Source organism: Prochlorococcus sp. MIT 1314 (assembly GCF_034093315.1).
GTDB classification, from domain to species: Bacteria; Cyanobacteriota; Cyanobacteriia; order PCC-6307; family Cyanobiaceae; genus Prochlorococcus_A; species Prochlorococcus_A marinus_Y.
Genome location: NZ_CP139300.1, coordinates 1,477,022 through 1,502,429, shown reverse-complemented (window position 1 = coordinate 1,502,429; position 25,408 = coordinate 1,477,022). Strand labels below are relative to the sequence as shown.

The 25,408-nt window shown below is 32.9% G+C and carries 32 protein-coding genes, 2 tRNA genes and 3 rRNA genes; 17 read left to right on the top strand and 20 right to left on the bottom strand.

What is annotated here, in order from left to right; translation table 11 throughout:
• The first annotated feature begins 106 nt into the window (after window positions 1-106).
• The gene (locus SOI86_RS08520) at window positions 107-280 is read left to right on the top strand and encodes a hypothetical protein (protein ID WP_179850524.1); all 174 of its coding nucleotides are present in this window, start codon (window positions 107-109) and stop codon (window positions 278-280) included.
• 23 nt (window positions 281-303) lie between these two features.
• On the opposite strand, the gene pip is transcribed toward SOI86_RS08520, so the two are convergent.
• The 3 genes from pip to SOI86_RS08505 form a co-directional block, all read right to left on the bottom strand.
• Window positions 304-1,254 carry a prolyl aminopeptidase gene (gene pip / locus SOI86_RS08515; RefSeq protein ID WP_320681389.1) on the bottom strand — a complete coding sequence of 317 codons (951 nt, stop codon included), beginning with the start codon at window positions 1,252-1,254 and terminating at the stop codon, window positions 304-306.
• A gap of 509 nt (window positions 1,255-1,763) precedes the next feature.
• A complete protein-coding gene (locus SOI86_RS08510; protein WP_320681388.1) occupies window positions 1,764-1,946 on the bottom strand; it encodes a hypothetical protein in 183 nt (60 codons plus the stop codon).
• Window positions 1,947-1,948: 2 nt separating this feature from the next.
• Window positions 1,949-2,089: a hypothetical protein gene (locus SOI86_RS08505; protein ID WP_320681387.1), complete on the bottom strand. Its 141-nt coding sequence runs from the start codon at window positions 2,087-2,089 to the stop codon at window positions 1,949-1,951.
• Between the two features lie 379 nt (window positions 2,090-2,468).
• Between SOI86_RS08505 and SOI86_RS08500 the strand changes: the two genes are divergently transcribed.
• A complete protein-coding gene (locus SOI86_RS08500; protein ID WP_320681386.1) occupies window positions 2,469-2,666 on the top strand; it encodes a hypothetical protein in 198 nt (65 codons plus the stop codon).
• 17 nt (window positions 2,667-2,683) lie between these two features.
• A complete protein-coding gene (locus SOI86_RS08495) occupies window positions 2,684-3,544 on the top strand; it encodes a CPBP family intramembrane glutamic endopeptidase (protein ID WP_320681385.1) in 861 nt (286 codons plus the stop codon).
• A 256-nt stretch (window positions 3,545-3,800) separates the two neighbouring features.
• On the opposite strand, the gene SOI86_RS08490 is transcribed toward SOI86_RS08495, so the two are convergent.
• Together SOI86_RS08490 and arfB are read right to left on the bottom strand one after the other, a co-directional pair.
• Window positions 3,801-4,049: a DUF1651 domain-containing protein gene (locus SOI86_RS08490; RefSeq protein WP_320681384.1), complete on the bottom strand. Its 249-nt coding sequence runs from the start codon at window positions 4,047-4,049 to the stop codon at window positions 3,801-3,803.
• A 68-nt stretch (window positions 4,050-4,117) separates the two neighbouring features.
• A complete protein-coding gene (gene arfB / locus SOI86_RS08485) occupies window positions 4,118-4,546 on the bottom strand; it encodes an alternative ribosome rescue aminoacyl-tRNA hydrolase ArfB (RefSeq protein ID WP_320681383.1) in 429 nt (142 codons plus the stop codon).
• 204 nt (window positions 4,547-4,750) lie between these two features.
• Between arfB and SOI86_RS08480 the strand changes: the two genes are divergently transcribed.
• Together SOI86_RS08480 and SOI86_RS08475 are read left to right on the top strand one after the other, a co-directional pair.
• On the top strand, window positions 4,751-4,987 hold the full coding sequence (locus SOI86_RS08480; protein ID WP_320681382.1) for a hypothetical protein: 237 nt from the start codon (window positions 4,751-4,753) through the stop codon (window positions 4,985-4,987).
• A gap of 227 nt (window positions 4,988-5,214) precedes the next feature.
• Window positions 5,215-5,559: a hypothetical protein gene (locus tag SOI86_RS08475; protein ID WP_320681381.1), complete on the top strand. Its 345-nt coding sequence runs from the start codon at window positions 5,215-5,217 to the stop codon at window positions 5,557-5,559.
• A 111-nt stretch (window positions 5,560-5,670) separates the two neighbouring features.
• Here the strand turns inward: SOI86_RS08475 and SOI86_RS08470 are convergent, their stop codons facing one another.
• The 3 genes from SOI86_RS08470 to SOI86_RS08460 all read right to left on the bottom strand — a co-directional run bounded on the left by SOI86_RS08470 (window position 5,671) and on the right by SOI86_RS08460 (window position 6,931).
• A complete protein-coding gene (locus tag SOI86_RS08470; RefSeq protein WP_320681380.1) occupies window positions 5,671-5,943 on the bottom strand; it encodes a DUF4090 family protein in 273 nt (90 codons plus the stop codon).
• A gap of 67 nt (window positions 5,944-6,010) precedes the next feature.
• Window positions 6,011-6,460: a peroxiredoxin gene (locus tag SOI86_RS08465; RefSeq protein WP_320681379.1), complete on the bottom strand. Its 450-nt coding sequence runs from the start codon at window positions 6,458-6,460 to the stop codon at window positions 6,011-6,013.
• 300 nt (window positions 6,461-6,760) lie between these two features.
• Complete coding sequence (locus SOI86_RS08460) at window positions 6,761-6,931, bottom strand: hypothetical protein (protein WP_320681378.1); 171 nt, start codon at window positions 6,929-6,931, stop codon at window positions 6,761-6,763.
• 479 nt (window positions 6,932-7,410) lie between these two features.
• Between SOI86_RS08460 and SOI86_RS08455 the strand changes: the two genes are divergently transcribed.
• Together SOI86_RS08455 and SOI86_RS08450 are read left to right on the top strand one after the other, a co-directional pair.
• Window positions 7,411-7,701, top strand: coding sequence for a TatA/E family twin arginine-targeting protein translocase (locus tag SOI86_RS08455; protein ID WP_320681377.1), 291 nt, complete (start codon window positions 7,411-7,413; stop codon window positions 7,699-7,701).
• Window positions 7,702-7,705: 4 nt separating this feature from the next.
• A complete protein-coding gene (locus SOI86_RS08450; protein ID WP_320681376.1) occupies window positions 7,706-8,098 on the top strand; it encodes a hypothetical protein in 393 nt (130 codons plus the stop codon).
• Between the two features lie 6 nt (window positions 8,099-8,104).
• Here SOI86_RS08450 and SOI86_RS08445 read toward each other — a convergent pair whose 3' ends face one another.
• Window positions 8,105-8,422: a hypothetical protein gene (locus tag SOI86_RS08445; RefSeq protein WP_320681375.1), complete on the bottom strand. Its 318-nt coding sequence runs from the start codon at window positions 8,420-8,422 to the stop codon at window positions 8,105-8,107.
• A gap of 88 nt (window positions 8,423-8,510) precedes the next feature.
• Between SOI86_RS08445 and SOI86_RS08440 the strand changes: the two genes are divergently transcribed.
• Complete coding sequence (locus SOI86_RS08440; RefSeq protein ID WP_320681374.1) at window positions 8,511-8,726, top strand: Nif11-like leader peptide family natural product precursor; 216 nt, start codon at window positions 8,511-8,513, stop codon at window positions 8,724-8,726.
• A 1-nt stretch (window position 8,727) separates the two neighbouring features.
• Here SOI86_RS08440 and SOI86_RS08435 read toward each other — a convergent pair whose 3' ends face one another.
• Window positions 8,728-9,213, bottom strand: coding sequence for a hypothetical protein (locus SOI86_RS08435; RefSeq protein ID WP_320681373.1), 486 nt, complete (start codon window positions 9,211-9,213; stop codon window positions 8,728-8,730).
• Window positions 9,214-9,532: 319 nt separating this feature from the next.
• On the opposite strand from SOI86_RS08435, the gene SOI86_RS08430 reads away from it, so the two are divergent.
• Complete coding sequence (locus SOI86_RS08430; protein WP_320681372.1) at window positions 9,533-11,062, top strand: NAD(P)/FAD-dependent oxidoreductase; 1,530 nt, start codon at window positions 9,533-9,535, stop codon at window positions 11,060-11,062.
• 118 nt (window positions 11,063-11,180) lie between these two features.
• Entirely contained in the window at window positions 11,181-11,384 is a 204-nt protein-coding gene (locus tag SOI86_RS08425) for a hypothetical protein (RefSeq protein ID WP_320681371.1), read from the top strand.
• Window positions 11,385-11,395: 11 nt separating this feature from the next.
• Here the strand turns inward: SOI86_RS08425 and SOI86_RS08420 are convergent, their stop codons facing one another.
• Both SOI86_RS08420 and SOI86_RS08415 read right to left on the bottom strand, forming a co-directional pair.
• A complete protein-coding gene (locus SOI86_RS08420; RefSeq protein ID WP_320681370.1) occupies window positions 11,396-11,695 on the bottom strand; it encodes a TIGR03894 family protein in 300 nt (99 codons plus the stop codon).
• A 90-nt stretch (window positions 11,696-11,785) separates the two neighbouring features.
• Window positions 11,786-11,992, bottom strand: a complete 207-nt coding sequence (locus tag SOI86_RS08415) for a hypothetical protein (protein WP_320681369.1) — start codon at window positions 11,990-11,992, stop codon at window positions 11,786-11,788.
• A gap of 304 nt (window positions 11,993-12,296) precedes the next feature.
• Between SOI86_RS08415 and SOI86_RS08410 the strand changes: the two genes are divergently transcribed.
• Entirely contained in the window at window positions 12,297-12,605 is a 309-nt protein-coding gene (locus SOI86_RS08410) for a hypothetical protein (protein ID WP_320681367.1), read from the top strand.
• Between the two features lie 270 nt (window positions 12,606-12,875).
• On the opposite strand, the gene SOI86_RS08405 is transcribed toward SOI86_RS08410, so the two are convergent.
• Both SOI86_RS08405 and SOI86_RS08400 read right to left on the bottom strand, forming a co-directional pair.
• Window positions 12,876-13,013 carry a hypothetical protein gene (locus SOI86_RS08405; RefSeq protein ID WP_320681366.1) on the bottom strand — a complete coding sequence of 46 codons (138 nt, stop codon included), beginning with the start codon at window positions 13,011-13,013 and terminating at the stop codon, window positions 12,876-12,878.
• A gap of 642 nt (window positions 13,014-13,655) precedes the next feature.
• Window positions 13,656-14,090 (bottom strand): NADH-quinone oxidoreductase, encoded by a 435-nt coding sequence (locus SOI86_RS08400; RefSeq protein WP_320681365.1) that lies wholly within the window; start codon window positions 14,088-14,090, stop codon window positions 13,656-13,658.
• Between the two features lie 367 nt (window positions 14,091-14,457).
• Between SOI86_RS08400 and SOI86_RS08395 the strand changes: the two genes are divergently transcribed.
• Together SOI86_RS08395 and SOI86_RS08390 are read left to right on the top strand one after the other, a co-directional pair.
• Entirely contained in the window at window positions 14,458-14,595 is a 138-nt protein-coding gene (locus SOI86_RS08395) for a hypothetical protein (RefSeq protein WP_320681364.1), read from the top strand.
• A 449-nt stretch (window positions 14,596-15,044) separates the two neighbouring features.
• The gene (locus SOI86_RS08390) at window positions 15,045-15,296 is read left to right on the top strand and encodes a DUF3104 domain-containing protein (protein ID WP_320681363.1); all 252 of its coding nucleotides are present in this window, start codon (window positions 15,045-15,047) and stop codon (window positions 15,294-15,296) included.
• 66 nt (window positions 15,297-15,362) lie between these two features.
• On the opposite strand, the gene SOI86_RS08385 is transcribed toward SOI86_RS08390, so the two are convergent.
• On the bottom strand, window positions 15,363-16,253 hold the full coding sequence (locus tag SOI86_RS08385) for a GNAT family N-acetyltransferase (RefSeq protein WP_320681362.1): 891 nt from the start codon (window positions 16,251-16,253) through the stop codon (window positions 15,363-15,365).
• A 158-nt stretch (window positions 16,254-16,411) separates the two neighbouring features.
• On the opposite strand from SOI86_RS08385, the gene SOI86_RS08380 reads away from it, so the two are divergent.
• The 4 genes from SOI86_RS08380 (at window position 16,412) to SOI86_RS08365 (ending at window position 19,813) form a co-directional block, all read left to right on the top strand.
• Window positions 16,412-17,803, top strand: coding sequence for an aldehyde dehydrogenase family protein (locus tag SOI86_RS08380; protein WP_320681361.1), 1,392 nt, complete (start codon window positions 16,412-16,414; stop codon window positions 17,801-17,803).
• Between the two features lie 72 nt (window positions 17,804-17,875).
• Window positions 17,876-18,637, top strand: coding sequence for a LysM domain-containing protein (locus SOI86_RS08375; RefSeq protein WP_320681360.1), 762 nt, complete (start codon window positions 17,876-17,878; stop codon window positions 18,635-18,637).
• Window positions 18,638-18,717: 80 nt separating this feature from the next.
• A complete protein-coding gene (locus SOI86_RS08370; RefSeq protein ID WP_320681359.1) occupies window positions 18,718-18,927 on the top strand; it encodes a photosystem I reaction center subunit IV in 210 nt (69 codons plus the stop codon).
• A 4-nt stretch (window positions 18,928-18,931) separates the two neighbouring features.
• On the top strand, window positions 18,932-19,813 hold the full coding sequence (locus SOI86_RS08365) for a DNA-formamidopyrimidine glycosylase (protein WP_320681358.1): 882 nt from the start codon (window positions 18,932-18,934) through the stop codon (window positions 19,811-19,813).
• Between the two features lie 43 nt (window positions 19,814-19,856).
• On the opposite strand, the gene rrf is transcribed toward SOI86_RS08365, so the two are convergent.
• The 5 genes from rrf to SOI86_RS08340 form a co-directional block, all read right to left on the bottom strand.
• Window positions 19,857-19,973: ribosomal RNA gene (rrf, locus tag SOI86_RS08360) — 5S ribosomal RNA — on the bottom strand.
• A gap of 64 nt (window positions 19,974-20,037) precedes the next feature.
• Window positions 20,038-22,913, bottom strand: a 23S ribosomal RNA gene (locus SOI86_RS08355).
• Between the two features lie 257 nt (window positions 22,914-23,170).
• A tRNA-Ala gene (locus tag SOI86_RS08350) sits at window positions 23,171-23,243 on the bottom strand.
• Window positions 23,244-23,255: 12 nt separating this feature from the next.
• A tRNA-Ile gene (locus SOI86_RS08345) sits at window positions 23,256-23,329 on the bottom strand.
• A gap of 125 nt (window positions 23,330-23,454) precedes the next feature.
• A 16S ribosomal RNA gene (locus tag SOI86_RS08340) occupies window positions 23,455-24,939 on the bottom strand.
• Together the 16S, 23S and 5S rRNA genes with 2 tRNA genes alongside form the textbook arrangement of a ribosomal RNA operon.
• Window positions 24,940-25,408 lie beyond the last annotated feature (469 nt).

Genomic DNA, 25,408 nt, shown 5'->3' with positions numbered 1-25,408 from the left:
AGATTCCTTTTAGTGACTAGGAAAGTTTTTTAAATTTTTATATTAAATATATAAATACACGATGAACTAATGCAAGCTTTAATGTATTTATTAGATTTTATTAATTATGTCTGAAAGATTTGAATGGGACGATACCAATAGTTCAGGTATATGGTGGAGTACTAATGTAAGTATTAGAGACGAGTGCATTTTGCTCAAAGAAGATACTAAATGCGAAGATTCTGATATCGTCGAACTTCTTAGGAGTATTGCACAAAATATTGAAGATAATGGCCTTTAATTTATAAAGGATTATTTTCTCTTTTAGAGATTTTGAATTCCTTTTACAGCTTTTATTAATTCGACAGTAATACCTTTTTCACTCATTGAATGACCAGCATCATCAACAATAATTAATTCAGAATTCTTTAATTTTTTATTTAGATCCCAAGCACTCCTAACAGGACATACTACGTCATACCTACCCTGAATTATTTTTATTGGAATCGATTCTATTGTTTTTATATTTTTCAAAATAAAATCATCCTCTAAGAAAATATTATTAATAAAATAATGGCATTCGATCCTTGCAAAAGCATCTGAAAAAGAATTAACTGCAGACTTATCAAAATCAAATTTTTTATTTATTAAATGACTTGTTGAGAGTTCCCATTTTGTCCAAGCTGCCGCTGCTTTTGATCTAAGATTTGCATCTGATGATGTTAGATATTTATAAAAAGAACTTATTAAATCATTTCTTTCTTCTTTTGGTATTACAGAAATATATTCTTCAAATTCATCGGGGAATATCTCACTTGCACCATATTGATAGAACCATAACAATTCAGATTTTCTACATAAAAATATTCCACGCAAAGTTAAGCTGATAACTCTTGAGGGATTTTTAATAGCATATATAAGTGAAAGTGTTGAGCCCCAAGATCCACCAAACAAATGCCAAGTATCTATTTTTAAAAGGATCCTTAATTTCTCAATATCATCAACTAAATGATTAGTCGTATTTTCTTTTAATTCGGAGAAAGGAGTTGAAGAACCGCAACCTCTTTGGTCAAATTGAATGATATCGAATTTATCTGGGTCAAAATATCTTCTATATCTTGGTTGACTTCCTCCTCCTGGACCTCCATGAATAACAAGAATTTTTTTGCCTTTTGGATTACCAGATCTTTCCCAATAAATAGTATGAATATCACTTACTTGTAAAAACCCCTTTTCACGTACTTCAATTTTTGGAAACAAGACTTGATCTTTCATTTTGAAATATTTTTAATCACTTTATTTATCCATATTATCCAAAAAGAAGTCTAATTTAGAAGTATTTTGTTAAACAAAAAAAGGACTGCTTGTACAGTCCTTTTTAATATTTGATTTCCTTCTTACAGGATATAAAATTACATATTTTAAAGTCTATTTACTCATAAACCTAGAATACGTGAATTCGGGGATTTCTCTCGATAATTTAGGTCCCTATTGTCGCTAGTAATTATAAAGCGAAGTCTTATCAGACTAATTGATTGAACTTTAATTTTCGAATAATCCCATTCTCAGGAATACGCTTCCTATATTTTGGAATTTGCTAAATTTCAGGCGGACTATCAATCATTTAGATTGCCTCCGAACTCAACATTTATAAATTACTCCTTTTTATATTTTCAGTAAATCCGTAAATATGCTGATTTACTTTTTTCTTAATTTGTAAGAGGATTTTAATGATCCTTTGTTTTTTATAGATAAATATAAAAATTAAAGTCTATAATCGTTAGTTATTCAGATTCATAGAGCAAAATAGATTCAATTATTCTTTTATCACTATCAGAAAGTTTATAATCTTCCAATTTCCACTCAACAAATTTTAGACATTCATCAATAGAAGGATTCTTATCCCGGCACTTACGCCACTCTCTAATCCAATCTGCCAAGGCAAAAGTTATTTTTGTAGTAAGCATATTTACCAATCAGGGTAATTAAAATCTTGGCCAATAGGTTCTTCATAAAATTCCCCTTCTTTTATACCTTTATGATATTTTAGAATAATCTTTTTAAAAGAAGCTATTGAGGGAATTAAATCTCCTACATATATTGGCTCCATCGTAATTGATATAATGATTTTAATTATTTATTATTCTATATAAGAATTTAATAAATAGATTATTAATAGTCATTATGGATTTCATCAAAAAGAACAAGATCTTAACTCTAATGGCGTTAATTGCAATTTTATCATTTGCATTAGAAAAAGTAGGCATAATACACCCTTAAATTAATTCAGTTTATTTTATAAATACTTACTAATGAAATAAGTAAACAGATACTATTACTGCAAAAATAAGCAATGGAGATAATAATGTAAAAATTAAAGTTGAAAGATTAATCAGCATAAATTTTAAATAAATACACAAATTTAATAAACATCACTTTTAAGCATTTGCAATAAGTAAAATTTAAATTATTACGATATAAAAAAACATTTGATTAAAGAGAGATATAAAGAAGAATATGAAGAGGGCTCAGACTTACTATGGCCTAGTGACAAAGAAGATAAAATAACTCGGCAATTTTATAAAGATTTATCTATTCTTTCAAATAACATAAACTATAGTAAAAAGAAAAAGCTAGAACTTTTTGAACAAGTAGTTAGAATAATAAAAGGCAAAGGCTGGGGTTAATTAATATTCAAATTAAAATGAAAAATGTAATGATACTAATTAGAAGTTTTTTTCTTTTAAGACCAAGATTTTTATCCACTATATTTTTTATTCCTATTCTTTATGGCATTGGCTGGGCTTTATCTCAGCCACTTTTATTGTTTAATTTTGAAAAACAAAATTTATCCTTAATTGGTACTATTATTACTTTCTTACTTTTTATCCTTTTACTTCCATATTGGTTTTATATCAAACGAAACAAATCAAGTGCTTGGATAATTCTTGGGATAACAAAAGACAAATTCTTAAAAAACTTTGTCAATTTTTCTCAAGGTATTCTATTTGCTTTACTTTTAATAATTCTAATTCTGGTACCACTATTGCAAAAAAATTATATTTCTTGGATAGGTGAATTCTCGCCAATAATATTGTTAAATTCTATTGTACTGGGATTAGGTGTTGGATTCGCAGAGGAAATAATTTTTAGAGGCTGGTTACTAGAAGAATTAATATTTGAATATGGTACAAAAATATCAATAGCTTTGCAAGCTATAATTTTTAGCTTCGTTCATAATTTATCAAATGAGATCTTTTGGGACATAGCAGGATTACGTTTGGGATTTATTTTACTTGGGATATTTCTATCATTAGTAAAAATTAGAGATAAAGGTTCTTTATGGAATTGCATAGGAATTCATGGAGGACTTGTGGGCATTTGGTTTTTATTAAATAACGGATTAATAGAATTCAAAGAAAATACACCTTCTTTTTTAGCAGGGCCTTTTACACAAAATGTTCCGAACCCAATCGGAAGCTTTAGTGCAATTTTAATATTACTTTTGTTATGTATTTTTTATACAGTAAAATCAAAAAAGATTTTTACTAGACGTTTTAATTAGATATAAATACCGATTGATTTTTGATTAGTAATTGTCAGATTAAAATAAAGCTTAATATTCATATGAACTTTGAGGCAGGAATAAGATTTATTTTCTTATTAGTGATTTTTGGAGTTACAAACTATATAATGATGTTGAGAAGATATGAAAAAGACATCAAAAATAAGAAATATTTACAGCAGAAAAAAATTTCCAGGCTATACCCTAAAGGTTCATTTATTTTCTGAAATTAAAAAAAATTTATTTTTGAATTTCCTCACCATTTTTTATTAGTTTTTTGCCAACCTTGATTTAACAATTTTTGCCATAATAATCTTGCTTCTTCAATAACAATTTTTTTTCTAGTTTTCATTAATGGAGGATTTTCTCCATGAATTCCCATAATAATTCCTTCTTCAATAAACATATAAGCAATAGATTTCTCAGAAGGCTCTTTATCTTTATAAAAACGCATCACCCCTACAAAATTGGAGTCAATTAACCAAAAATCATTATTCGAATTCAATAAACCAAAATGAAATTAAATTAATCATATGCTTTCATTACAATTTACGAGGGAAATATTTATTTTTCTCATACTTGATATATTTTTTCTTTTCGCCTACTTTTTTTCAATTCGCCACGTTTTTTCTTAAAATCAATTCTTTTCTTTTGCGATACTTTAGTAGGTTTTGTAGATTTTCTAAATTTAAATGGTTTATTTAAGCCATCTTTTATGATTGAACTAAATTTCATTAAGGCTAACTGCCTATTTAACAATTGGTTTCTATGTTCTTGAACCGCTAAACATAAAATATTTTTCACTAATTTATTTTTCAAATTAATCTTGAGAATTGCTTTCTGATAATCATTTAGTACTTTTGAATCTTCTAAATTAAAAATAATCTCTACTCTGCTTTCAATTTTATTTACATTCTGCCCTCCAGGACCTGAAGATCTGGAAAATCGCCACTTAATTTCCTTGGATGGTATTACTAATGTTTTAGTAATTTTTAAATCCATTTTTAGTTCTTCTTAATTTATATTTTTAGAATTATCTCTCTAATACTTTAAAACATATCTTAAATTTTGACCGGTAAATACTATGCGGTTATGTTAGGTAAACCGTAATTCGGTGTATTTGCCGTATCAATATCTTCGGTATTTATCCTTTCATATTTCAAAGAATTATCAGATATTAAATTTGTACTAATTCAAAGGTCACTTATGTATTCAATGTTTGATCTTCTTTTTGAAACACCTTCATATCGCCCAGTATATGTTATTTCCGATAGTGAAATGAAGGAGTTAAAGAAAAACCAACATCAAGAAGAGCTTGATGAAATTACAACACAAAAAGTAAGACTTGAAGATGCTTTTAAGGCTCAACTAAAACATCTTGAAGAGAGGGAAAAAGAAGTAAAGAAAGAACTTAAAGTACTCTCATCCTCAAAAAATAAATAATTTATTTTTAGAGAAATTACTTTTTTTCAAAGACGGTTTTTAACCGTCTTTTTTAATTCTTTTAGTTTTAAGATATCCATTAAATCCACAGATTTTAAAAATATTTTCCATAATTAAAATATGAATAATAAAGAAAAAATAAGAATGTTCCTACCTTTTAGTTGGGTCATTTGTGCAGCAATATCTTTTGCTTATATAAATTCACATTTAATAAATACCTAATATAAATGTCTTCTCCTTCAAGAGAAGAAGTACTTGCATCTTCAAAAGGGTGGGTAGCTTCTTTTTTAAATTTTCTTCCTGGTTTAGGATCGGGTTACTTATATCAAAGAAGATGGAAACCCTATTTTTTTACCATCAGTGCTAGTACTGCATGGTTCGCTTTAGGTTTTTTTCTACAAGGAGATTCAGAACCTTCTCAAAGTGAACAAATAATTGGGATTTCTGGTCTTTTTTTTATATCAATAGTTACGGTTATAGAAGCCAACTTGGCTTTCAAAAAAGCAAGTAATAAAAGAAAAGCTGAAAAAGAGAAAATAATGTCCTCTAACAAAAAAGGATGGTTTAAATAATACAAAAAATTAGATTTAAAAAAATATTTAATTAGTTATCAGTTTCTTAATTTAAGTAAAAAAATTTCGATAAATACTTTTAGAAGTAGATTTTAAAAAATCCTTTTGTTTTTAGTTATAAAAAAATAAAATTTCCTTTTCTTTGAGACCTTCCCATCCTGAGTCAATTAATAATTGATTCAATGTTTCTTTATCAAAATGCTTAGAACCAGTTTTGACGCATCTATTTCTCATTGATTTTTTAACACCACTCCTTTGTCTTTTATTCTCCTCATCCATTATTCTGTTATATAGATCTAGCATTTTTGGAGGGATCGGAGTACCGTCAAGATCAACTCCATTTTGAATAGCAAGATCAACAGCTTCCATTCCCATTTTCTTCATAGATTAAATAAATGCTGGAACTATAATAAAACAAAACTTATTAATCTAGAATTCTGTGAATAATAATTTATTGATTTTGAATTTCCTTAAGTACTCTAATCGCCTCTTTGATGTGCTCAGGACCATTCAATAAATCTCTAAAAATGTGCCTTACTGTCCCTTTTCTATCGATAACGTAAGTTACTCTGCCATCCATAAAACCTAATACTTTAGGAACTTTAAAAGTTTTCCTAAGAGAGTCATTCGTATCGCAAAGTAGTGGATACTGTAACTTATTTTTATTGGCAAATGCCAAATGACTTGAGGTGCTTCCATTACTTACTCCCCAAACTTGCGCGCCCAAAACTTTAAATAAGTCATACTTATCTCTAAATCCGCAAACTTCTATGGTGCAACCTGGCGTATCATCTTTTGGATAAAAAAATAAAACTAGAGGATTTTTTAATCCCTTATTTGATCTTTTAATTCCATTTTGATCCAGTAAAGAAAATTCTGGAATCTTATCTCCGATCTGCACAATAATTCTTATAAAGTTTTATTTTAAAGGTTAACTTGATTTTTTTGTGGCCTTCAAAGTAAAAAAATAAAGTATAAAGTCACTTTTTTTAGTTTTAAAAGATACTAAAAAATGATTGAAATAAACTAAAGTGAATTTATTAACTCACAACTATGTAATTAAAAATTTATATTTCTTTATTTCCTATTATTTTTTGGATTTATTTTAATTTAAAATTAACTAATTTTAAAAAATTCAAAGAAGTCGAAAACAAAGTTAAAGATTATTCAAAGAAGAATAATTAAAAATGTATTACTAAGATTAAAATTCAATTTTTTCATTTGGAGTAAAAACTGAACAATATTTGCTTACTAAATCCTTTGGCCTTTTTGTAGAAGAATTCGTTAATTTTAATTTTAGTTTTTCCATAGCTTGATCAGCATCAATCTCACCAAGTCGATATCTTGCACATGTATCCAATACTTTAAACATTTTTGTAGTAACCGCTTTAGCTGGATAAATTAAAAATATTAGGTAAAAAAACACAAATAAGGACTTCATTTTAAAGAAATTAGATATTCAAAAATTAGTTTAAATAATTGAGCAAAAAAATTAGTTTAGAAAAATAAGATTCAAATTTCTTAGATTATTCTAATCTGAGTTAAATCTAAGATTTCTCTAAAATTAATGATAATAAAAAATTAATATAAAATAAGTGATAATAAAAAATATCTCAATGCGAATCAGAAAACTAATCGAAAAACACAAAGATCTCATAAATTGGTATCAAAAAAAATTGAAATTGAGTGATTATCAATTACTGTGGCTAGTTTTTTTTAAAGGGGTATTAATAACAATAATATTTGTCAAAATTTTTTAATATTAATAAAGCTATTTCCAAGAATGAAATTATTAAATGATTTGACTATATTTAATAGTATACTTCCTCGTTAGTTAACTAGTTATCAGCTATGAATATTTTTGGTGTAGGTTTGCCTGAAGTTACTGTAATACTTATCTTAGCTCTTTTAATTTTTGGTCCCAAAAAGCTGCCAGAATTAGGAAAACAACTTGGCAAAACTTTGAAAAGTCTTAAAAAAGCATCGAATGAATTTCAAAATGAAATCGATCAAGTTATGAACGAAGAATACAAAGAGGAATCGACTAAATCTTTAAAAAGCAATCAAAAAAATGAAATATACCAAGAAAAACTAGATTCAGAAAATAAAAATCTTTCAAAAAAAGAAAGCGGCAACAACTGATATCTTGGATAGGCCCATAACTCCCATAGAAGAATTTGAAAGAGCCTTAGATAAAGCAGGTCTTACTAAAGAAGAATATGAACTAATAGACTACATCCGCTATACAAGCGTTTTTACACAACCAAGTCTTATTAAAGATTTAAAAAGGCCATCAAAACCTCCTCTTTTATCAGTTCTATGTCAAATTTGCAGAAAAATTGGTTCAGAGATGCCAGATCATTTCAAAAAAGTAATCGAGTGGTCAATTGAAATAAGTGATCACGATACAAAATGGGATGCTCATTTAATTTGCGCAGAAGCACTCAGTATAGATAAAATTCCATTAAGTCCTTCTCATGGCACAACTTTATTTGATGTTCTTGTTGTACATAAAGAATTATTTCTTGGCTTTGATTAAATTAATCTAATCATCTAAAGGGACAGAATCAGTATCTATAACTTCTGAATCATCATAATTATTGATTTTATTTTCAATCAAGTTATTAATATAACTAACTAGAGGCAATGAACCTCTAAAAATAAAAATAGAGGTAGGCAAAGCGCTTAATAAACCAATTAAAGGACTTTTAAAAAGTAATCTTCCAGCCTTTATGTTAAATAAAATAATAAGTAAAGATGGAACTATAACTTTAACTACTGTTTTTAGCGCCTCAAGCCAACCAACACGATATGTCCACCATATTAAAAGTATGCCAACTACATAGAGGAATAAGTAAGTCATAAAAATAGTATAATAATTTATAAAAATCTTGTTCTTAAAAAGAACAAGATTTTTATAAATTATTTAAAATCAATCAAAAAACATACTAATGAGTTTTTCTGAAATAAGAAAATTTTTAATTAAGATGCAATCTGATGAAGACTTAAAAAAGCAGGTTACATCATCCTCTACAGCGGATGATATAGCACTAATAGGTCAACGCTTAGGATATGATTTTTCAGGAGATGATCTCTTAAGATTTAATGGACAAAAAGTTGATAAAGTCATCGTAAGGAAAGTAGATCATCCAGGGGAATACCACTAATTTAAGACTTGAACCATATTGCGAGCCCTCCCCCCCTGCCTCGTGCACACATCCAATTATCTTTAGTGCTAATTCCTACAAGTGAGAAGAAAGGCATTTTTTTATCTTCAGGTTTTTTTAATTTCTTATTAAATATTGGATATTCACTAATACTAATTTTCAATTCTTCAAAATAAAAAGTTAACAAAGGTCTAAGCCCTTTTAATTCTGCACTGCCTATAAAAATAATCTTTAATAATCCGAAATTAATTGAATTTTTTATTTCATAATTTATTTGATCTTCTTTATTTTTCCTCTTTAATTCTAATCTTGCCGATAATACTTGGAGAATCGAACTGGGTATATTTTTTATTTCATCTGACTCTTTTCCCCATACATACTGAAAATTCCATATTCCTAACAATTCCTCATAAACTATCCCGCTACCATTAATTTGAGAATTTTTTTCTAATAATTTCAATTCCTTTATGTCAGGTAAGTCCTTCATAATAGATTCCAATCTAAGAACTAAATACTAAACAAACTTCTTAAAAAATGTTCTTAGTAAGAAAATCCTCTCAAAAATATTTCTTTGTTTCGAAATATTTCTAAAAAACAGAAGCTTCGGTACACATATGGAACAGAATCACGTTATAATATTTACAAAAAGTAATTAATCTGATGGATTTCATCTCTAAAAAACAAGGATACATACCTCTCAAAGCAGTTCCTTACATATTTTTCTTCGCTGTAGTACTTAGTATTTCAGCTTCAACCAATACATTTATCTAGAATATAGGTTTTGAAGGAATGAAAATTTATATTTAATGTCAGAATTTGATGTAATAATAGTTGGGAGTGGTATAGGAGGCTTATGTTGTGGTTCAATTTTAGCCTTATCTGGCAAAAAAGTTCTTATCTGCGAGGCCCATTATAAACCTGGAGGAGTTGCTCATAGTTTCAGTAAAAAAGGGTACACTTTTGAGTCTGGTCCTTCTTTATGGAGTGGTATAGGTAAATGGCCAACAACTAATCCTCTAGGACAAATTCTTAAATTACTCGATGAAGAAGTTGAACTATTTCAGTACAAAAGTTGGCAAGTAATAGTTCCCGAAGGCAATTTTAATCTTGATGTTGGGGAAGAACCTTTTAAGCAAATAATAAAAGCTTTGAGAGGGGAGAAATCTTTAAAAGAATGGGAATTATTTATTTCAGAAATAAAACCCCTTAGCCAAATAATAAATGAGATACCACTACTATCATTTTCGCCCGACTCAAAAAATTTGTTAGAGCTAATAAATTTAACCTTAAAATTTTTACCTAATGTCAAGCAAATACCAAAAATTAATAAGGCCTTTGGGAATCTAGTAGATAATCACTTAGAAGATCCTTTTCTAAGAAATTGGGTTGACTTATTAAGCTTTTTGATAAGTGGAATGTCAATGCATCATACCAATACAGCTGCGATGGCTACTTTATTTAATGAATGGTTTGAACCAAAATCCTACCTTGAATATCCCAAAGGAGGCAGTGAATCTATTGTAAAAGCATTAATTAATGGATTCAAAAAAAATGGGGGACAATTAATACTCTCATCAAAAGTTAAAAGTATAAACTTCAATAAAAATTTAGCCACGGGTATAAACCTTGAAAATGGTTCCACTTATAGTTGTGAATCTGTTGTAGTAAATACTGATGCTTGGAATTTAAAAAAATTAATTCCAAATAAAATCTCAGAAAGATGGAAACCAAAAGCATTGAATCCTAATAAATGTGATTCTTTCCTTCATATCCATTTAGGCTTTGATGCTGATGGTCTTGAAAATTTGCCACTACATGCAATTTATGTTGATGATTGGGAGAGAGGTATTACCGCAGAAAGAAATATAGCTGTGTTTTCAATCCCATCTGTTTTAGATAAAAACATGGCTCCAAAAGGAAAGCATGTTCTTCATGGATATACTCCTGCAAATGAGCCATGGGAAATTTGGGAAAACCTAAATCCAAATGAACTAAAATATAAAAATCTGAAAGAAGAAAGATGTTCAATATTGCTAAATGCAGTGCGAAAATTTATCCCTGACATAGATGAGAGGATAAATTTAAAGATGCTAGGGACCCCAATTACACATAAAAAATTTACTAATACCTATTGCGGCAGTTACGGACCAGCACTTTCCGCTGCAAAAGGCCTTTTCCCAGGATGCAAAACTCCAGTGAAAAATCTATTTACTTGCGGAGCAAGTACATTTCCAGGTATTGGGATTCCAGCTGTCTCAGCAAGCGGCGCTTATGCGGCTGAAAGAATTATTGGCAAAAAAGCATTTGCAGCTCTCCTTAAAACAATAAATTTATAAAATCAAGAATTTTCTTAAATTTTTAAAAATGATTAGTTAAGAAATAAGAATAAACAGAGCAAAAACTTTCACTAATGATAATGTTTATCTGAACATAAACCTAACTAATACCTCCTATATGTTTTTCTTATCAATTCCTCAAGCATGGCACCTAGTTGGTACGTGGTCGGAGCAGCTACCAAGCGACTCAAATCTTATAGGAATGGGCCAAACAGAATTAATGATGACTTTGCATTCAATATTCGTTCCTCTTTTGCTTGTAATTTCATATTATCTATTCAATCGACTTAATAAAAACGAATCAAAAAAAATCAAAGGATAATTGTTTTAAAATTATTTAGCTGAACTTCTCCTAACTACTTTTCTTCTTGTGGAAGTGTCAACTAAGCTTGTATTATTAGTTTCTTTTGTTTGAGAATTATTTTCAACATTTTCAATATCACTCTTATCCATTTCTGCGCAAACACCCACTACCATTGCAGCTTGCATTTGATCCGGCAAATCTCCGATAGTCAATAAGGCCTTTAAAACTAATTGAAGGCGAGTTTGCCTATCAATTTCTGGTCTTAATTTTTTTACAGTATTCCAAAGTTCTTGGGTAACTTCTTTTAAAAGTTCTCGATCTACAGCCAAATTAAAACCTTCTTGTCTTTATACTAATCTAACAAAAAATTGGATCTCGTAAAAATAATTTTCCAAAAAAGATTGTTTGTTGAAATTTTTCTACGCAAATACAAGTTTCATTTGTTGATGTGATTCATTTTTATCTTGCAAAAGTTCATTTTTATAAATCTTTTTTAAGATAAAAGTTTTATAAAATTTCTTTTGAATCTTTATTGGAGTATTTTCAAACTTTTGATTTTTACTTACTAGAGAATTCCACTCTTTAGAATTAAAAGGGGCGTAAGGAGAAGATGAAATCACTTTCATAGCTTAATAATACATCTGTACTAATTATAGTACAAGTTTACTATAAAGCAATAATTTCGTCTCTTATTTTCTCCGCATCAGCATACTGAGGAGTGGATTGAATTTGCTTTTCTTATCTAATTTATAAAATTTATAAGTTTCATAAATAAATAAACGTATAATGCATTACTTAATTAATGGCTTTTTCAGCATCTTAAGACTTTTCTTTCTAAAAACCTTTTAAAATAAAAAATTTGTTGAAATTCACATTGACAAGATCTTCTTAAGCTTCCTTCCTATAACTGTATTAATAGTTTGTTCTAAGATGATTTTGAGTAATCAAAAAAGATTAAAGATCCAGGGCATAATCAAAAGAATTGCATTTGACAAATCAATTTCTTTAGAAGAGAGAATATATGTTGAGAAATTTGCACAGCACAACTCTACAATTTCTCTTTGGCTAAAGAAAGCTAATAGCTTTAGGAGGAATGGTGTAAAAAACGAAGGTGGGATTGATAACCTTTTACAATCATTTGGGATAGATGGAATCGATAGGGAAAATCATTTCAACCCAAATGAAGATGATATATCTGACTGGTTTGGCGGTGCGCCTGATTGGCTAAGAAGAAGTTAAAAATACTTTACACTCAACTTGCCCAGGCGATTTTACACAAATATATACTCGCTAAAGATAAAAACACCCAAAAGATCCATGGTAAAAATTTAATCGGAAATAAATATTCTTTTGTAAATGTTTTCATATGAATTTTTCTTTTAGGTTATTTCTTCTTTACTGTTTTTGAGAATAGGTTTAATTGCTCTATTTAAAAAATATATATGAATACTCAAAGATATTTAATGACTTTAAATCCATAAAAAGCTAATCACAGTAAATTATCAATATCTAGGAAGCTTTATTGTCAATTTTGATTGGAAAATTAACTATTTTTGTCTCACCCTGCTTTGACTCATTCCAATATTTTATAAGTCTTTCTAATTCATCAATCCTCTTTTTCGCATTTGCAATCTTTTCATTTATCATCATATAAATTTTTTATCTATCCAATTAATACATGAAAATAATTTTTTTCAATGGCAGATGATGATTATCAGAGTAGCAATATTAATTTCTGACTAATCATTTAAAAGCTACATAGCCCAATAACTAAATAATAATAGTTAAAAAAGCGATGTTCATGAAGAATTTGAATTCTTTAATTTTAAATAGTATCGTCAGCTTCCTTGACTTCATAATATTCTAATAGGAATTTTCAAAGATTCTGTTTTTTAGAGGCTATAGATAGATCTCCTTATTTTGCATTTCTTTTAGTTCTCAATTTTAAAGAATCCCTTGGTATTAAAAATGACAAAACAATGTTTTTGATGAAAAAACATTTTTATTAAGCTGTTAACAAAACTCGCATCTCAAAGAAATGAAGCAAAGACTAGAAGATAAATTTAGGATTTATAGATTTTTTGTGAGACGCCTTGTACTTGTCATGGTTTGTTTTATCGCCAGTCAATGCTCATGATTTACAACATAAAAACAGAAAAGCATTCATTTTAAACCTATTCAAATTCTTTAAAAAACAATCCAAATCATCAAGTCATTAAAAGAATTTCTCAAGATGAATTAAATTATGTTCAAGAACTTAACCATGCTTTGTCAATTATAAAATTCAGTTTAGGTTAATGCTGAAAAATCTAGTAGTAATATTGAGAGCATTATCGAAGAAGAGATTAGTCCAAGACCAATCATCAATGAGACATATCCTTTTCTCCTGGGTAACTTATAAAAAGAAAAACCAATTACCAATGTCATTATTAATGAGAAAAAAATTATGATTTTTTCATTTACTAAATTGAGGTGCAAAACTAAATTTGTTTCTTCAAAATATTTTAAAAATTTCGATAAAAGAAATTCCTCTTCAATTTTCTGAAAATAATAAAAGGAACTTATAAAAGCAGGACTTAATAAAGATAATGCAATAAGTGCAGTAACTGGTTTTGTTAATCTATTAATTGTCCTGTTAAAACTGGCCAATAAAACAAAAACAAATAAAGACGTAGCAAGAGGTATCAAAGGTATAAGAATTGATGTATTTATAAAATTCCCCACGAATAAAAATAGTATCTAACTTAAAATTTTATATTATTTTGATGCGTTATTTTATTAAGTAAGATTTTTTAAAATTAGGAATGTAATTAGTACCTATTGCATTCTGTGTAAATTAATACCAAAATTTAAATATTATTAATAAATAAAATGCTAGCTATTTCCGAAATTATTATTGCAAGTGCTATTTTCTTAGGAATTGTATACTGGGAAGTTAAATTCCTCTATACAAAACCTACAGTGGCGAAATAACTTTCACTAAATTCAGAGAAACCGAGGGCACATAAAATTTAAAAAAAATTTAAGAATTCAAATTGACAAAAAAAGCGCTGAATATGAGAGAATAAACACAAAATTATTTAGCCTCCTAATGAGCGAAGTTCAAAATCCTAATACTAACTCAACACAGCAACAGCAGCAGCAGCAGCAGCAATCTTATACAGACAGCAAAATCAATTCCGCTGAGAGCGAAAGACTTTATCTTGAAATGAAAGAAGCCTGGCTCTAAAGTAAATTCCTATTTAAAGGATATTTTTAATTTTTTTTTGATTTTGAAGTAATTAATACTTTTTTATTATTTATAACTTCTAAATTTAGTCTAGACGCCTAAGAATTTTGTTTAGAAAACTTAAGCAATTGGAGAAAATTAACGGGAGAATTGCAATGGGAGGTTTAATTTATTTGGTTTTTACAAAATTAGTTTCTTATCGTGCAGACATATTAGACCAACTTAAATCTTATTTAATATGACAAATGATTCGCAAATCTTATCCAGGGATATTTCGTTCTATGTAAGCGTCAGTTAAAGCTAAAATTAAACCCAATAATGTTGAAAATATAGCGATTTCAGTAGATTCCATTTTATTTTTAAATTACCTGTAGTTTACAAATTAATTCAAAGCTCGACAACAAAATAAATAACAGTCTATAGTACAAGTATACTATTAGCTATTTATTGTGATCTCAGCAACTTCTGAGTTTCTTTTTGTTAGACCTGGCGATTATGTAGTAATTAAAAATGAAGAGAATTGCGAGGATACTAAAGAGAAGAAGAATAATTATTGGGTCGGTCAAGTTATTAACTGTATTGGAGGAGCTAGAAATCCAAATTCATGGACCTTATTTCAAGTAGCTAATATTGATAATGGAGCAATAACGATAATTAACGCCGATATTGTAAAAAAGATTTTGAAAACTTCTGAAAGTTAAACTTATGGATAGCTAACTAAAATTCCTAAATTATTAAAAAAGGCATGAAGACTATTTAAAAGGGAATTATCCCAGTTCCAAGCAAGCAAGTCCGTATACTTGATTCATTGGGCAAGGAGGTTGAATACCCTTATACATTCTATAAGTTTTTGATATTCCCTCAAATCCCAAACTTGATAAAAGATAGTTTGCATAAGGGTTAAGATTAGAGCAATCTAATAGGATTTGAGAATCCAAATGACCAACTAATTCCCTGATTAGAAGTTCAGCGAGTGGGGGAGTATCAGCCAGAAGAGGGCCGATTCTCCAGCCTTGCTTATTATCCTCCAATACACAAGGTCGTATCCTGCCGAATCCATGGCACATCCCATTATTATCGACAATCGCACTAACATTACCATGAGAATTTTTCAACCAGTCATTTAGAAAATGAGGACGGGGACTAGGTTCTCTCTGATCATCGTAAATTAAGACTGCATCAGAGGAAATCTTATTACCAGGTACAACTTTAAAAGAATGGAATTTATCTTTATAGAAATTACTCGATGGTAAGTCTTGAAAACCATTTAATTTCCATCGATTTGTAATTGAAGATTTTCTAAAACCCCAGTTTTGGTAATCATTCAATCTATCTGGAGCAGCCTCTAAACCAATACAATCAACATTTCTTAAATAATTGAGTGCATGTTTCCATAATCTCACTCCATACCCATTATTTCGGAATTCTTTTTTTACGATAAACAAACCTATAAAACCATATGAGGAATTATATTTAATACATGCAATTGAACCTATAGGTTTATTGTCGAGGCAACCAACCCATACTCCTTGTTTATCTGTATTTCTATAAATTGATACATCATCAATTCCAGGAGAAAATCCTTCTAACCTTGCCCAATTTGTAATTTCTGTTATTTCATTTTTAGATATCAATCTAATTGAAAACTTTTCTTTCATAGAAATATATTAACTAGGAAAAATTAGAATTTTCAAAGGCAATATTAATTAATTTGATTCTCGCTTGAAAATTACTCACCTTAGCTTAAGTTGCTAAAAACTCTAGTAATTTAGAATTTGTCCTCTGATATATTTAATACTATTAATAGAAATAAAAAATGAAAGTTTCTGATAAATTTCATTTAGAAAATATCTACAAATTAAAAAATACAGTTCTAACAGGTAAAACGGGAGATATAAAATGGCGGATCAAGCAGATCAATATAGTTTCTAAACTTTTAGATGAAAACAAAAAAGAGATAATAAAATCCCTTTTTATTGATCTAGGAAAATCTGAAATCGAAGGATTTTCAGAAATCCTTTTAGTCAAAGAAGAAATTTCACTAATAAAAAAGAGACTTAATTCTTGGATGCGTCCCAGAAAAATTGATACACCTTTCTATCTATTTCCATCATCCTCAAAAGTTATTTATGAACCTCTTGGGTGTGTATTAATTCTTGGTCCATATAATTATCCATTACTGTACGTTTTAAAACCATTGGTAAATATTTTCTCAGCGGGGAATACTGCAGTTATAAAACCTTCAGAGAAATGCCCTTCGACTTCAAAACTTATTAAAAACCTTACTTCCAAATATTTCCAAAAAGATATCCTCCTTACAGTAGAAGGTGATTATAAACAATCCATAAAATTAATTGAACAAAATTTTGACCATATTTTTTTCACAGGAAGTACCGAAACAGGTAAATCTATTATGAAATTGGCTTCAAAAAACCTAACTCCATTAACTCTTGAACTAAGCGGAACAAATCCTGTAATTATTTTAAAGAATGCAAATTTAGAAGTTGCTGCGAAAAGAATTGTTTGGGGCAAATTTTTTAATTCTGGTCAATCCTGCATGGCTCCAAATCATATCTTTGTAGAGAAAGAAATTAAAAATAATTTCATAGAAAAATTAAAGCAATGCATAGAAAGTTTTTACGGAGAAGATCCAATTAGTTCAGAAAACTTATCTAAATTAGAAAAAAAGCAATTTTCATCGACTTTAGAGATTCTCAAACGATATAAAAAAGAAAAAAGAATTTTATATGGAGGAAGTTTTAGTAAGAAAAAGTTAAAAATATCTCCTACAATTCTTAAAACAAAATTAGATGAAACGGATATTTTGCAAAAAGAACTATTCAGCTCCTTACTTCCAGTAATTGGGATCAATGATAAAGAATCTGCTTTAAAACAGATTAATCAAACATCAAAACCATTAGCAATCTACTTATTTGGAGGCAATAAAAAAATCCATAATCAAATTTCAAGAATAACCAGCTCAGGAACTATTTGTATCAATGATGTTATGTTACCTGTCCTTATTCCTAATTTACCTTTTGGAGGTGTTGGCCAGAGTGGTATTGGTAAATTTCATGGAGAGGAAGGTTTTCGAAATTTTTCAAATCAAAAATCTATTACTTTCAAAGGTTTTTTATTTGATTTAAATCTGAGATATCCTCCTTACGAAAGAATAAAGAAATTTTTAAAGTTTATTTTTAACATTTAAATTACTTAAATTTTTTCCGAAACCCTAGCGATTTTGAATTAAAAGATTATCTTTAAATAAAAATCGAAATTAATGAAATTATTATTTTTAATAATTGCAATACTTATTAATTTTTTTAATCAATCATTGATTAAATCAGAAGAAAAGACTAATCCAGAAAATAATATAATTGAAAATATTGCTAAAAAAGAATCAATTTCTAAAGACATAACTAAAATAAAAAAAATTCATATCGTAAAAATTGGAGATACAATTTCAAGTATTTCAAAATTCTATTCAATAAATAAAGATTTAATTATTAAATTGAATAATTTAAAAAATGAAAATTATATCTATGTTGGCCAGAATCTTATTATCTTCGAATCTCCTGAAAATACCACAGAAGAATCTGATTTAATAAATAATTATCATATTGTTCAAATAGGTGAAAATCTTACAGAAATATCAAACAAATATAGGTTGAATTTAGGATATTTAATAGAGATTAATAATCTCAAGAATCCAGATTCTTTAACAGTTGGGGAAAAGCTCTTATTACGCAAAAAGGATCCAATTAGTTCAGAAAACTATCAAATAATTAAAAATAAAAATAATAATGAATTACTTGATTTAGATAAACAAATTTATGGCCCAATAATTATTCAAAATAAATCTTATGACAAAATTAAAAGGAGAAAAGTTTTAAATGTACTAAATAAAGAAAAGAAAAAACTTATTATTTCAATAAACTGCGATAAAAATGAATTAGATGTAAGAATACCAGGCAGAAAATGGAGGGGAGGTAAGCCTGCTAAAGAAGAGTTCGAAAAAAACTTAATAAATGATTTTTGTTAGAACTTTTAATTAATATGTGTGAATAATTTGTCTAAGACTATTAATGATGGGTTATTGTTTAAAAAGTTAAATTAAAAGTAATGGCAATTTCAAGAGGAGATCTCGTAAGAGTAAAAAGACCAGAATCATATTGGTACAATGAAATAGGTAAAGTTGCTTCTGTTGATGAATCAGGTATCAAATATAACTGTGTCGTTAGATTTGAAAAAGTTAATTACAATGGCATAAGCGGTACTGAAGGTGGAATGAATACAAATAATTTTGCTGAAAGTGAATTAGAAAAAGCTTAAATAATTGCCTGAGTTACCTGAAGTAGAGACTGTTCGAAGAGGTTTAGAGCAAAAACTTAATAACTTTATTATTAAAAAAGTAGAAGTCTGTAGGGATTCAACTGTAGCTTTTCCTTGTAACAAAGAAGAATTTATTAAGGGACTTCAGAACTCAATTTTGTACAAATGGGATAGAAGAGGAAAATATTTAATAGCTGAACTAAGAAAATTTGAACATGAGAATATTCAATTTCCTCGCGAGAAACCCTCAAAAAATAACGGATTTCTTGTAGTTCATCTAAGAATGACAGGATATTTCAAATTTATTAATAAATCTACTCAACCTTGCAAACATACAAGAATAAGAGTTTTTGATAAAAAAAATAATGAACTTAGATACATTGACGTAAGGAGTTTTGGTCAAATGTGGTGGATAAAGGAAGGGTTATCGCCTAACAAAATAATCAAAGGATTAGGTTCATTAGGACCAGAACCATTCTCTAAGGACTTTGATGCAAATTACCTTAAAAGAGTTATTTCTAAAAGAACAAAATCTATCAAAGCTATCCTATTAGATCAAACAATAGTGGCAGGTATAGGGAATATTTATGCTGATGAAAGTTTATACTTAGCCGGAATCAAACCATTTAGGGAAGCTAAAACAATAAAGAAGGAAGAGTTAATTAAGCTCAAAGAATCAATTGTTGATGTATTAAAAAAAAGTATAGGTTCCGGAGGAACTACATTTAGTGATTTTAGAGACTTGGAAGGCGAGATTGGAAACTTTGGTTTACAAACAAATGTCTATAGGAGAAATGGTAAAGAATGTCGCAAATGTGGAAATTTAATTGAAAAGAAAAAAATTGCTGGAAGAAGTACCCATTGGTGTCCAAGTTGCCAAAAATAAAAAAGGGCTTACTCAATATAAGTAAACCCTTTTAAATATTTTTACCTGGCATTGAGCTATTTTCTCAAGGGGCTACCCCCTAAATATTTTCGCCGCTGATGCGTTTCACAACCGAGTTCGAGATGGATCGGAGTGGTTCCACATCGCCATGAACACCAGGATAGTGTGAACCTTGAGAACTGCATAGAAAATTATATAAATTAAAAACAATAAATTAAGTTTATTTGGTCAAGCCCTCGGTCTATTAGTACTCCTCCGCTGCACTTGTTACCAAGCTTCCACGTAGAGCCTATCAACGGGTGTTCTTCCCGTGACCTTACTGGCTTAAGCCATGGCAATACTCATCTTGAGGTGGGCTTCCCACTTAGATGCTTTCAGCGGTTATCCACTCCGCACATGGCTACCCAGCGTTTACCGTTGGCACGATAACTGGCACACCAGAGGTGCGTTCCTCCCGGTCCTCTCGTACTAGGGAGAAATCCTCTCAATATTCCTGCGCATACACCGGATATGGACCGAACTGTCTCACGACGTTCTGAACCCAGCTCGCGTACCGCTTTAATGGGCGAACAGCCCAACCCTTGGGACCGACTTCAGCCCCAGGTTGCGATGAGCCGACATCGAGGTGCCAAACCTCCCCGTCGATGTGAACTCTTGGGGGAGATCAGCCTGTTATCCCTAGAGTAACTTTTATCCGTTGAGCGACGGCCCTTCCACGCAGAACCGTCGGATCACTAAAACCGACTTTCGTCCCTGTTCGACTTGTAGGTCTCACAGTCAAGCTCCCTTCTGCTTTTGCACTCAACGACTGATTTCCAACCAGCCTGAGGGAACCTTTGTGCGCCTCCGTTACCTTTTAGGAGGCGACCGCCCCAGTCAAACTGCCCATCAGATACTGTCCGCTTCCCGGATAACGGGTAAGCGTTAGAACCCTAGCTCTAAAAGAGTGGTATCTCACCGATGACTCAATAGTACCCACAAGCACTATTTCAACGTCTCCCACCTATTCTGCGCATTCAGAGCCCGAGCACAATATCAAACTACAGTAAAGCTTCATAGGGTCTTTCTGTCCGGGTGTATGTAGTCCGCATCTTCACAGACAATTCTATTTCGCCGAGCCTCTCTCCGAGACAGCGCGCAAATCGTTACACCTTTCGTGCGGGTCGGAACTTACCCGACAAGGAATTTCGCTACCTTAGGACCGTTATAGTTACGGCCGCCGTTCACCGGGGCTTCAGTCGCCAGCTTCACTAAAAGCTAACCAGCTTCCTTAACCTTCCGGCACTGGGCAGGTGTCAGCCCCCATACATCGTCTTGCGACTTAGCGGAGACCTGTGTTTTTGGTAAACAGTCGCTTGCGCCTCTTCACTGCGACCAGCTCTCGCTGGCACCCCTTCTCCCGAAGTTACGGGGCCATTTTGCCGAGTTCCTTAGAGAGAGTTATCTCGCGCCCCTCGGTATTCTCTACCACCCCACCTGTGTCGGTTTCGGGTACTGGCATTTGTGTCTTAACGGGTATAGGGCTTTTCTTGGAAGCATGACATCACCAACTTCGCTGCCGTAGCAGCTCGTACTCACGCCTTAGCTCAAGATGTTTTCTCCATCTCTCGAAGCCTCGAACGCTTGAACCAGTAACCAACATCTGGCCTGGCTAGCCTTCTCCGTCCCCCTTCCCAAAACACATCTGGTACAGGAATATTGACCTGTTATCCATCGACTACGCCTTTCGGCCTCGCCTTAGGTCCAGACTAACCCTCCGCGGACGAGCCTGCCGGAGGAACCCTTAGGGTTTCGGGGCATGGGATTCTCACCCATGTTTTCGCTACTCAAGCCGACATTCTCACTTCTATGCTGTCCACGTCCGCTTACGCTAACGCTTCACCCTACATAGAACGCTCCCCTACCATAAATAAATTTATCCGCAGCTTCGGTATAACGCTTAGCCCCGTTCATTTTCGGCGCAGGATCGCTCGACCAGTGAGCTATTACGCACTCCTTTGAGGATGGCTGCTTCTAGGCAAACCTCCTGGTTGTCTGGGCAATCCCACCTCCTTTATCACTTAGCGTTAATTTTGGGACCTTAGCTGGCGGTCTGGGCTGTTTCCCTCTTGACTATGGAGCTTATCCCCCACAGTCTGACTGCCTAGTTACACACAGGGTATTCAGAGTTCATATCGATTTGGTACCGCTTTCGCAGCCCGCACCGAAATGGTTGCTTTACCCCCCTGCTGGAGCACTAGACGCTACGCCTCAACGTATTTCGGGGAGAACCAGCTAGCTCCTGGTTCGATTGGCATTTCACCCCTAACCACAGCTCATCCGCTGAATTTTCAACTTCAGTCGGTTCGGACCTCCACTTGGTATCACCCAAGCTTCATCCTGGCCATGGTTAGATCACCAGGGTTCGGGTCTATAAACACTGACAAACGCCCTATTAAGACTCGCTTTCGCTGTGGCTCCACCATTTCCGGTTTAACCCGCCAGTGCCTATAAGTCGCCGGCTCATTCTTCAACAGGCACACGGTCACCCGATTAGTCGGGCTCCCATTGCTTGTAAGCTCACGGTTTCATGTTCTATTTCACTCCCCTCCCGGGGTTCTTTTCACCTTTCCCTCGCGGTACTGTTTCACTATCGGTCACACAGTAGTACTTAGCCTTACGAGGTGGTCCTCGCAGATTCACACGGAATTCCACGTGCTCCGTGCTACTCGGGATACAGCTAGGTCAACTTATCTTTCGATTACGGGGCTTTCACCCTCTGTGGCACGCCATTCAAACGTTTCTTCTAGACTTATTGATCCATATTGCTGTCCCACAACCCCGATAGTCAAGACTATCGGTTTGGGCTGTTCCCCGTTCGCTCGCCGCTACTGAGGGAGTCGTTATTTACTTTCTCTTCCTCCAGCTACTAAGATGTTTCAGTTCGCTGGGTTAGCTCGCACCAACCTATATATTCAGTTGGCCGTACATGGGGTTGCCCCATTCGGAAATTCCCGGATCAAAGTGTGCTTCCAACTCCCCGAGACTTATCGCAGGTAACCACGTCCTTCATCGCCTCTGTGTGCCTAGGTATCCTCCGTGAGCCCTTTGTAGCTTGACCAATAACTTCAAAAATTGAAGCATCAGCTTAATAGAATTGTTATTAATGCATTCGCACAAATAATAAATCTGCATCATTAAAGATGCTTATTGTCTTTAAAAAATAATCTATGCAGTTGTCAAGGTTCTCTGAAAACAATGAAAATAATTCAATGAGTCCAGCATCTTAATGATTTCATTAGGAAGCTAGATTCGTTCAGAATAGATCAAAACTCAAAATTTTTCCTTTCTACAGATTATGGAAGAGGTGGTAATCAGTGGAGGTAAGCGGACTCGAACCGCTGACATCCTGCTTGCAAAGCAGGCGCTCTACCAACTGAGCTATACCCCCAACGTAGAGATATGGGCCATCCTGGACTTGAACCAGGGACCTCACCCTTATCAGGGGTGCGCTCTAACCACCTGAGCTAATGGCCCAGGAAAAATTATGGGTGTGACCTAGAAAAACTTAGGAAATGAAATCCTTAATAAATTAAGGATGTGAGATACCGATCGACCTAAGGTGACAAAATAATAATATTAAACATTTTGTTGTCTCCCTGTTAGGAGGTGATCCAGCCGCACCTTCCGGTACGGCTACCTTGTTACGACTTCACCCCAGTCATTAGCCCCACCTTCGGCGTCCTCCTCCACAAGGGTTGGAGTAACGACTTCGGGCATGGCCAACTTCCATGGTGTGACGGGCGGTGTGTACAAGGCCCGGGAACGTATTCACCGCAGTATGCTGACCTGCGATTACTAGCGATTCCTACTTCACGTAGGCGAGTTGCAGCCTACGATCTGAACTGAGCCACGGTTTATGGGATTTGCTAGCTCTCGCGAGTTTGCTGCCCTTTGTCCGTAGCATTGTAGTACGTGTGTAGCCCAGGGTGTAAGGGGCATGATGACTTGACGTCATCCACACCTTCCTCCGGTTTATCACCGGCGGTCTTTCTAGAGTGCCCAACTAAATGCTGGCAACTAAAAACGTGGGTTGCGCTCGTTGCGGGACTTAACCCAACATCTCACGACACGAGCTGACGACAGCCATGCACCACCTGTCACTGCATTCCCGAAGGCACCCTCAAATTTCTAAGAGGTTCGCAGGATGTCAAACCCTGGTAAGGTTCTTCGCGTTGCATCGAATTAAACCACATACTCCACCGCTTGTGCGGGCCCCCGTCAATTCCTTTGAGTTTCACACTTGCGTGCGTACTCCCCAGGCGGAACACTTAACGCGTTAGCTACGACACCGAAGGGGTCGATTCCCCCGACACCTAGTGTTCATCGTTTACGGCCAGGACTACAGGGGTATCTAATCCCTTTCGCTCCCCTGGCTTTCGTCCATGAGCGTCAGTAATGGCCCAGCAGAGCGCCTTCGCCACTGGTGTTCTTCCCGATATCTACGCATTTCACCGCTACACCGGGAATTCCCTCTGCCCCTACCATACTCAAGCCTTTCAGTTTCCACTGCCATGATGGAGTTAAGCTCCACTCTTTAACAGCAGACTTGAAAAGCCGCCTGCGGACGCTTTACGCCCAATAATTCCGGATAACGCTTGCCACTCCCGTATTACCGCGGCTGCTGGCACGGAATTAGCCGTGGCTTATTCCTCAAGTACCGTCATATCTTCTTCCTTGAGAAAAGAGGTTTACAGCCCAGAGGCCTTCGTCCCTCACGCGGCGTTGCTCCGTCAGGCTTGCGCCCATTGCGGAAAATTCCCCACTGCTGCCTCCCGTAGGAGTCTGGGCCGTGTCTCAGTCCCAGTGTGGCTGATCATCCTCTCAGACCAGCTACTGATCGAAGCCTTGGTGAGCCATTACCTCACCAACTAGCTAATCAGACGCGAGCTCATCCTCAGGCGAAATTCGTTTCACCAGTAGGCATATGGGGTATTAGCGGTCGTTTCCAACCGTTATCCCCCTCCTGAGGGCAGATTCTCACGCGTTACTCACCCGTCCGCCACTAACCCGAAGGTTCGTTCGACTTGCATGTGTTAAGCACGCCGCCAGCGTTCATCCTGAGCCAGGATCAAACTCTCCGTTGTGTTCAAATCCTTTTGTAGATAAATCTACTCAAATTGAATTGCTTTATCCAAATAAAAATGAGTTTGTTTTAAATTAGATTCAGCCTCCTTAAATTTTAAGGATTACATTGAGTGCACATTAAAATATTTCTAAAGTGACTTTCCAAGATCTCAGATCCGTTTGCATCAAAGCTAAAAGTTAGCAATTGATAACATTTTATATATTCTTGACGGGACCTCACACCTTTATTGCATGAACATCTTGAAATAACTAAAAAAAAATTTCAGTTAATCTCGACGCAATAAAAGCATCAGTTCCTAAGTATTTCAATTTTCTAGGTGCAAGGTCAACATTGTAAAAGCTGACCAATTTAGAAGGGTAAACCCCTTCAACTGGGTGAAATCTAAAGATAAACTTTCAATCTCAAAAACTCTTTTTGTACCTAAAAATAAAACTTTAGATAGAATTAGAGTAATGCAAAAATTTAAT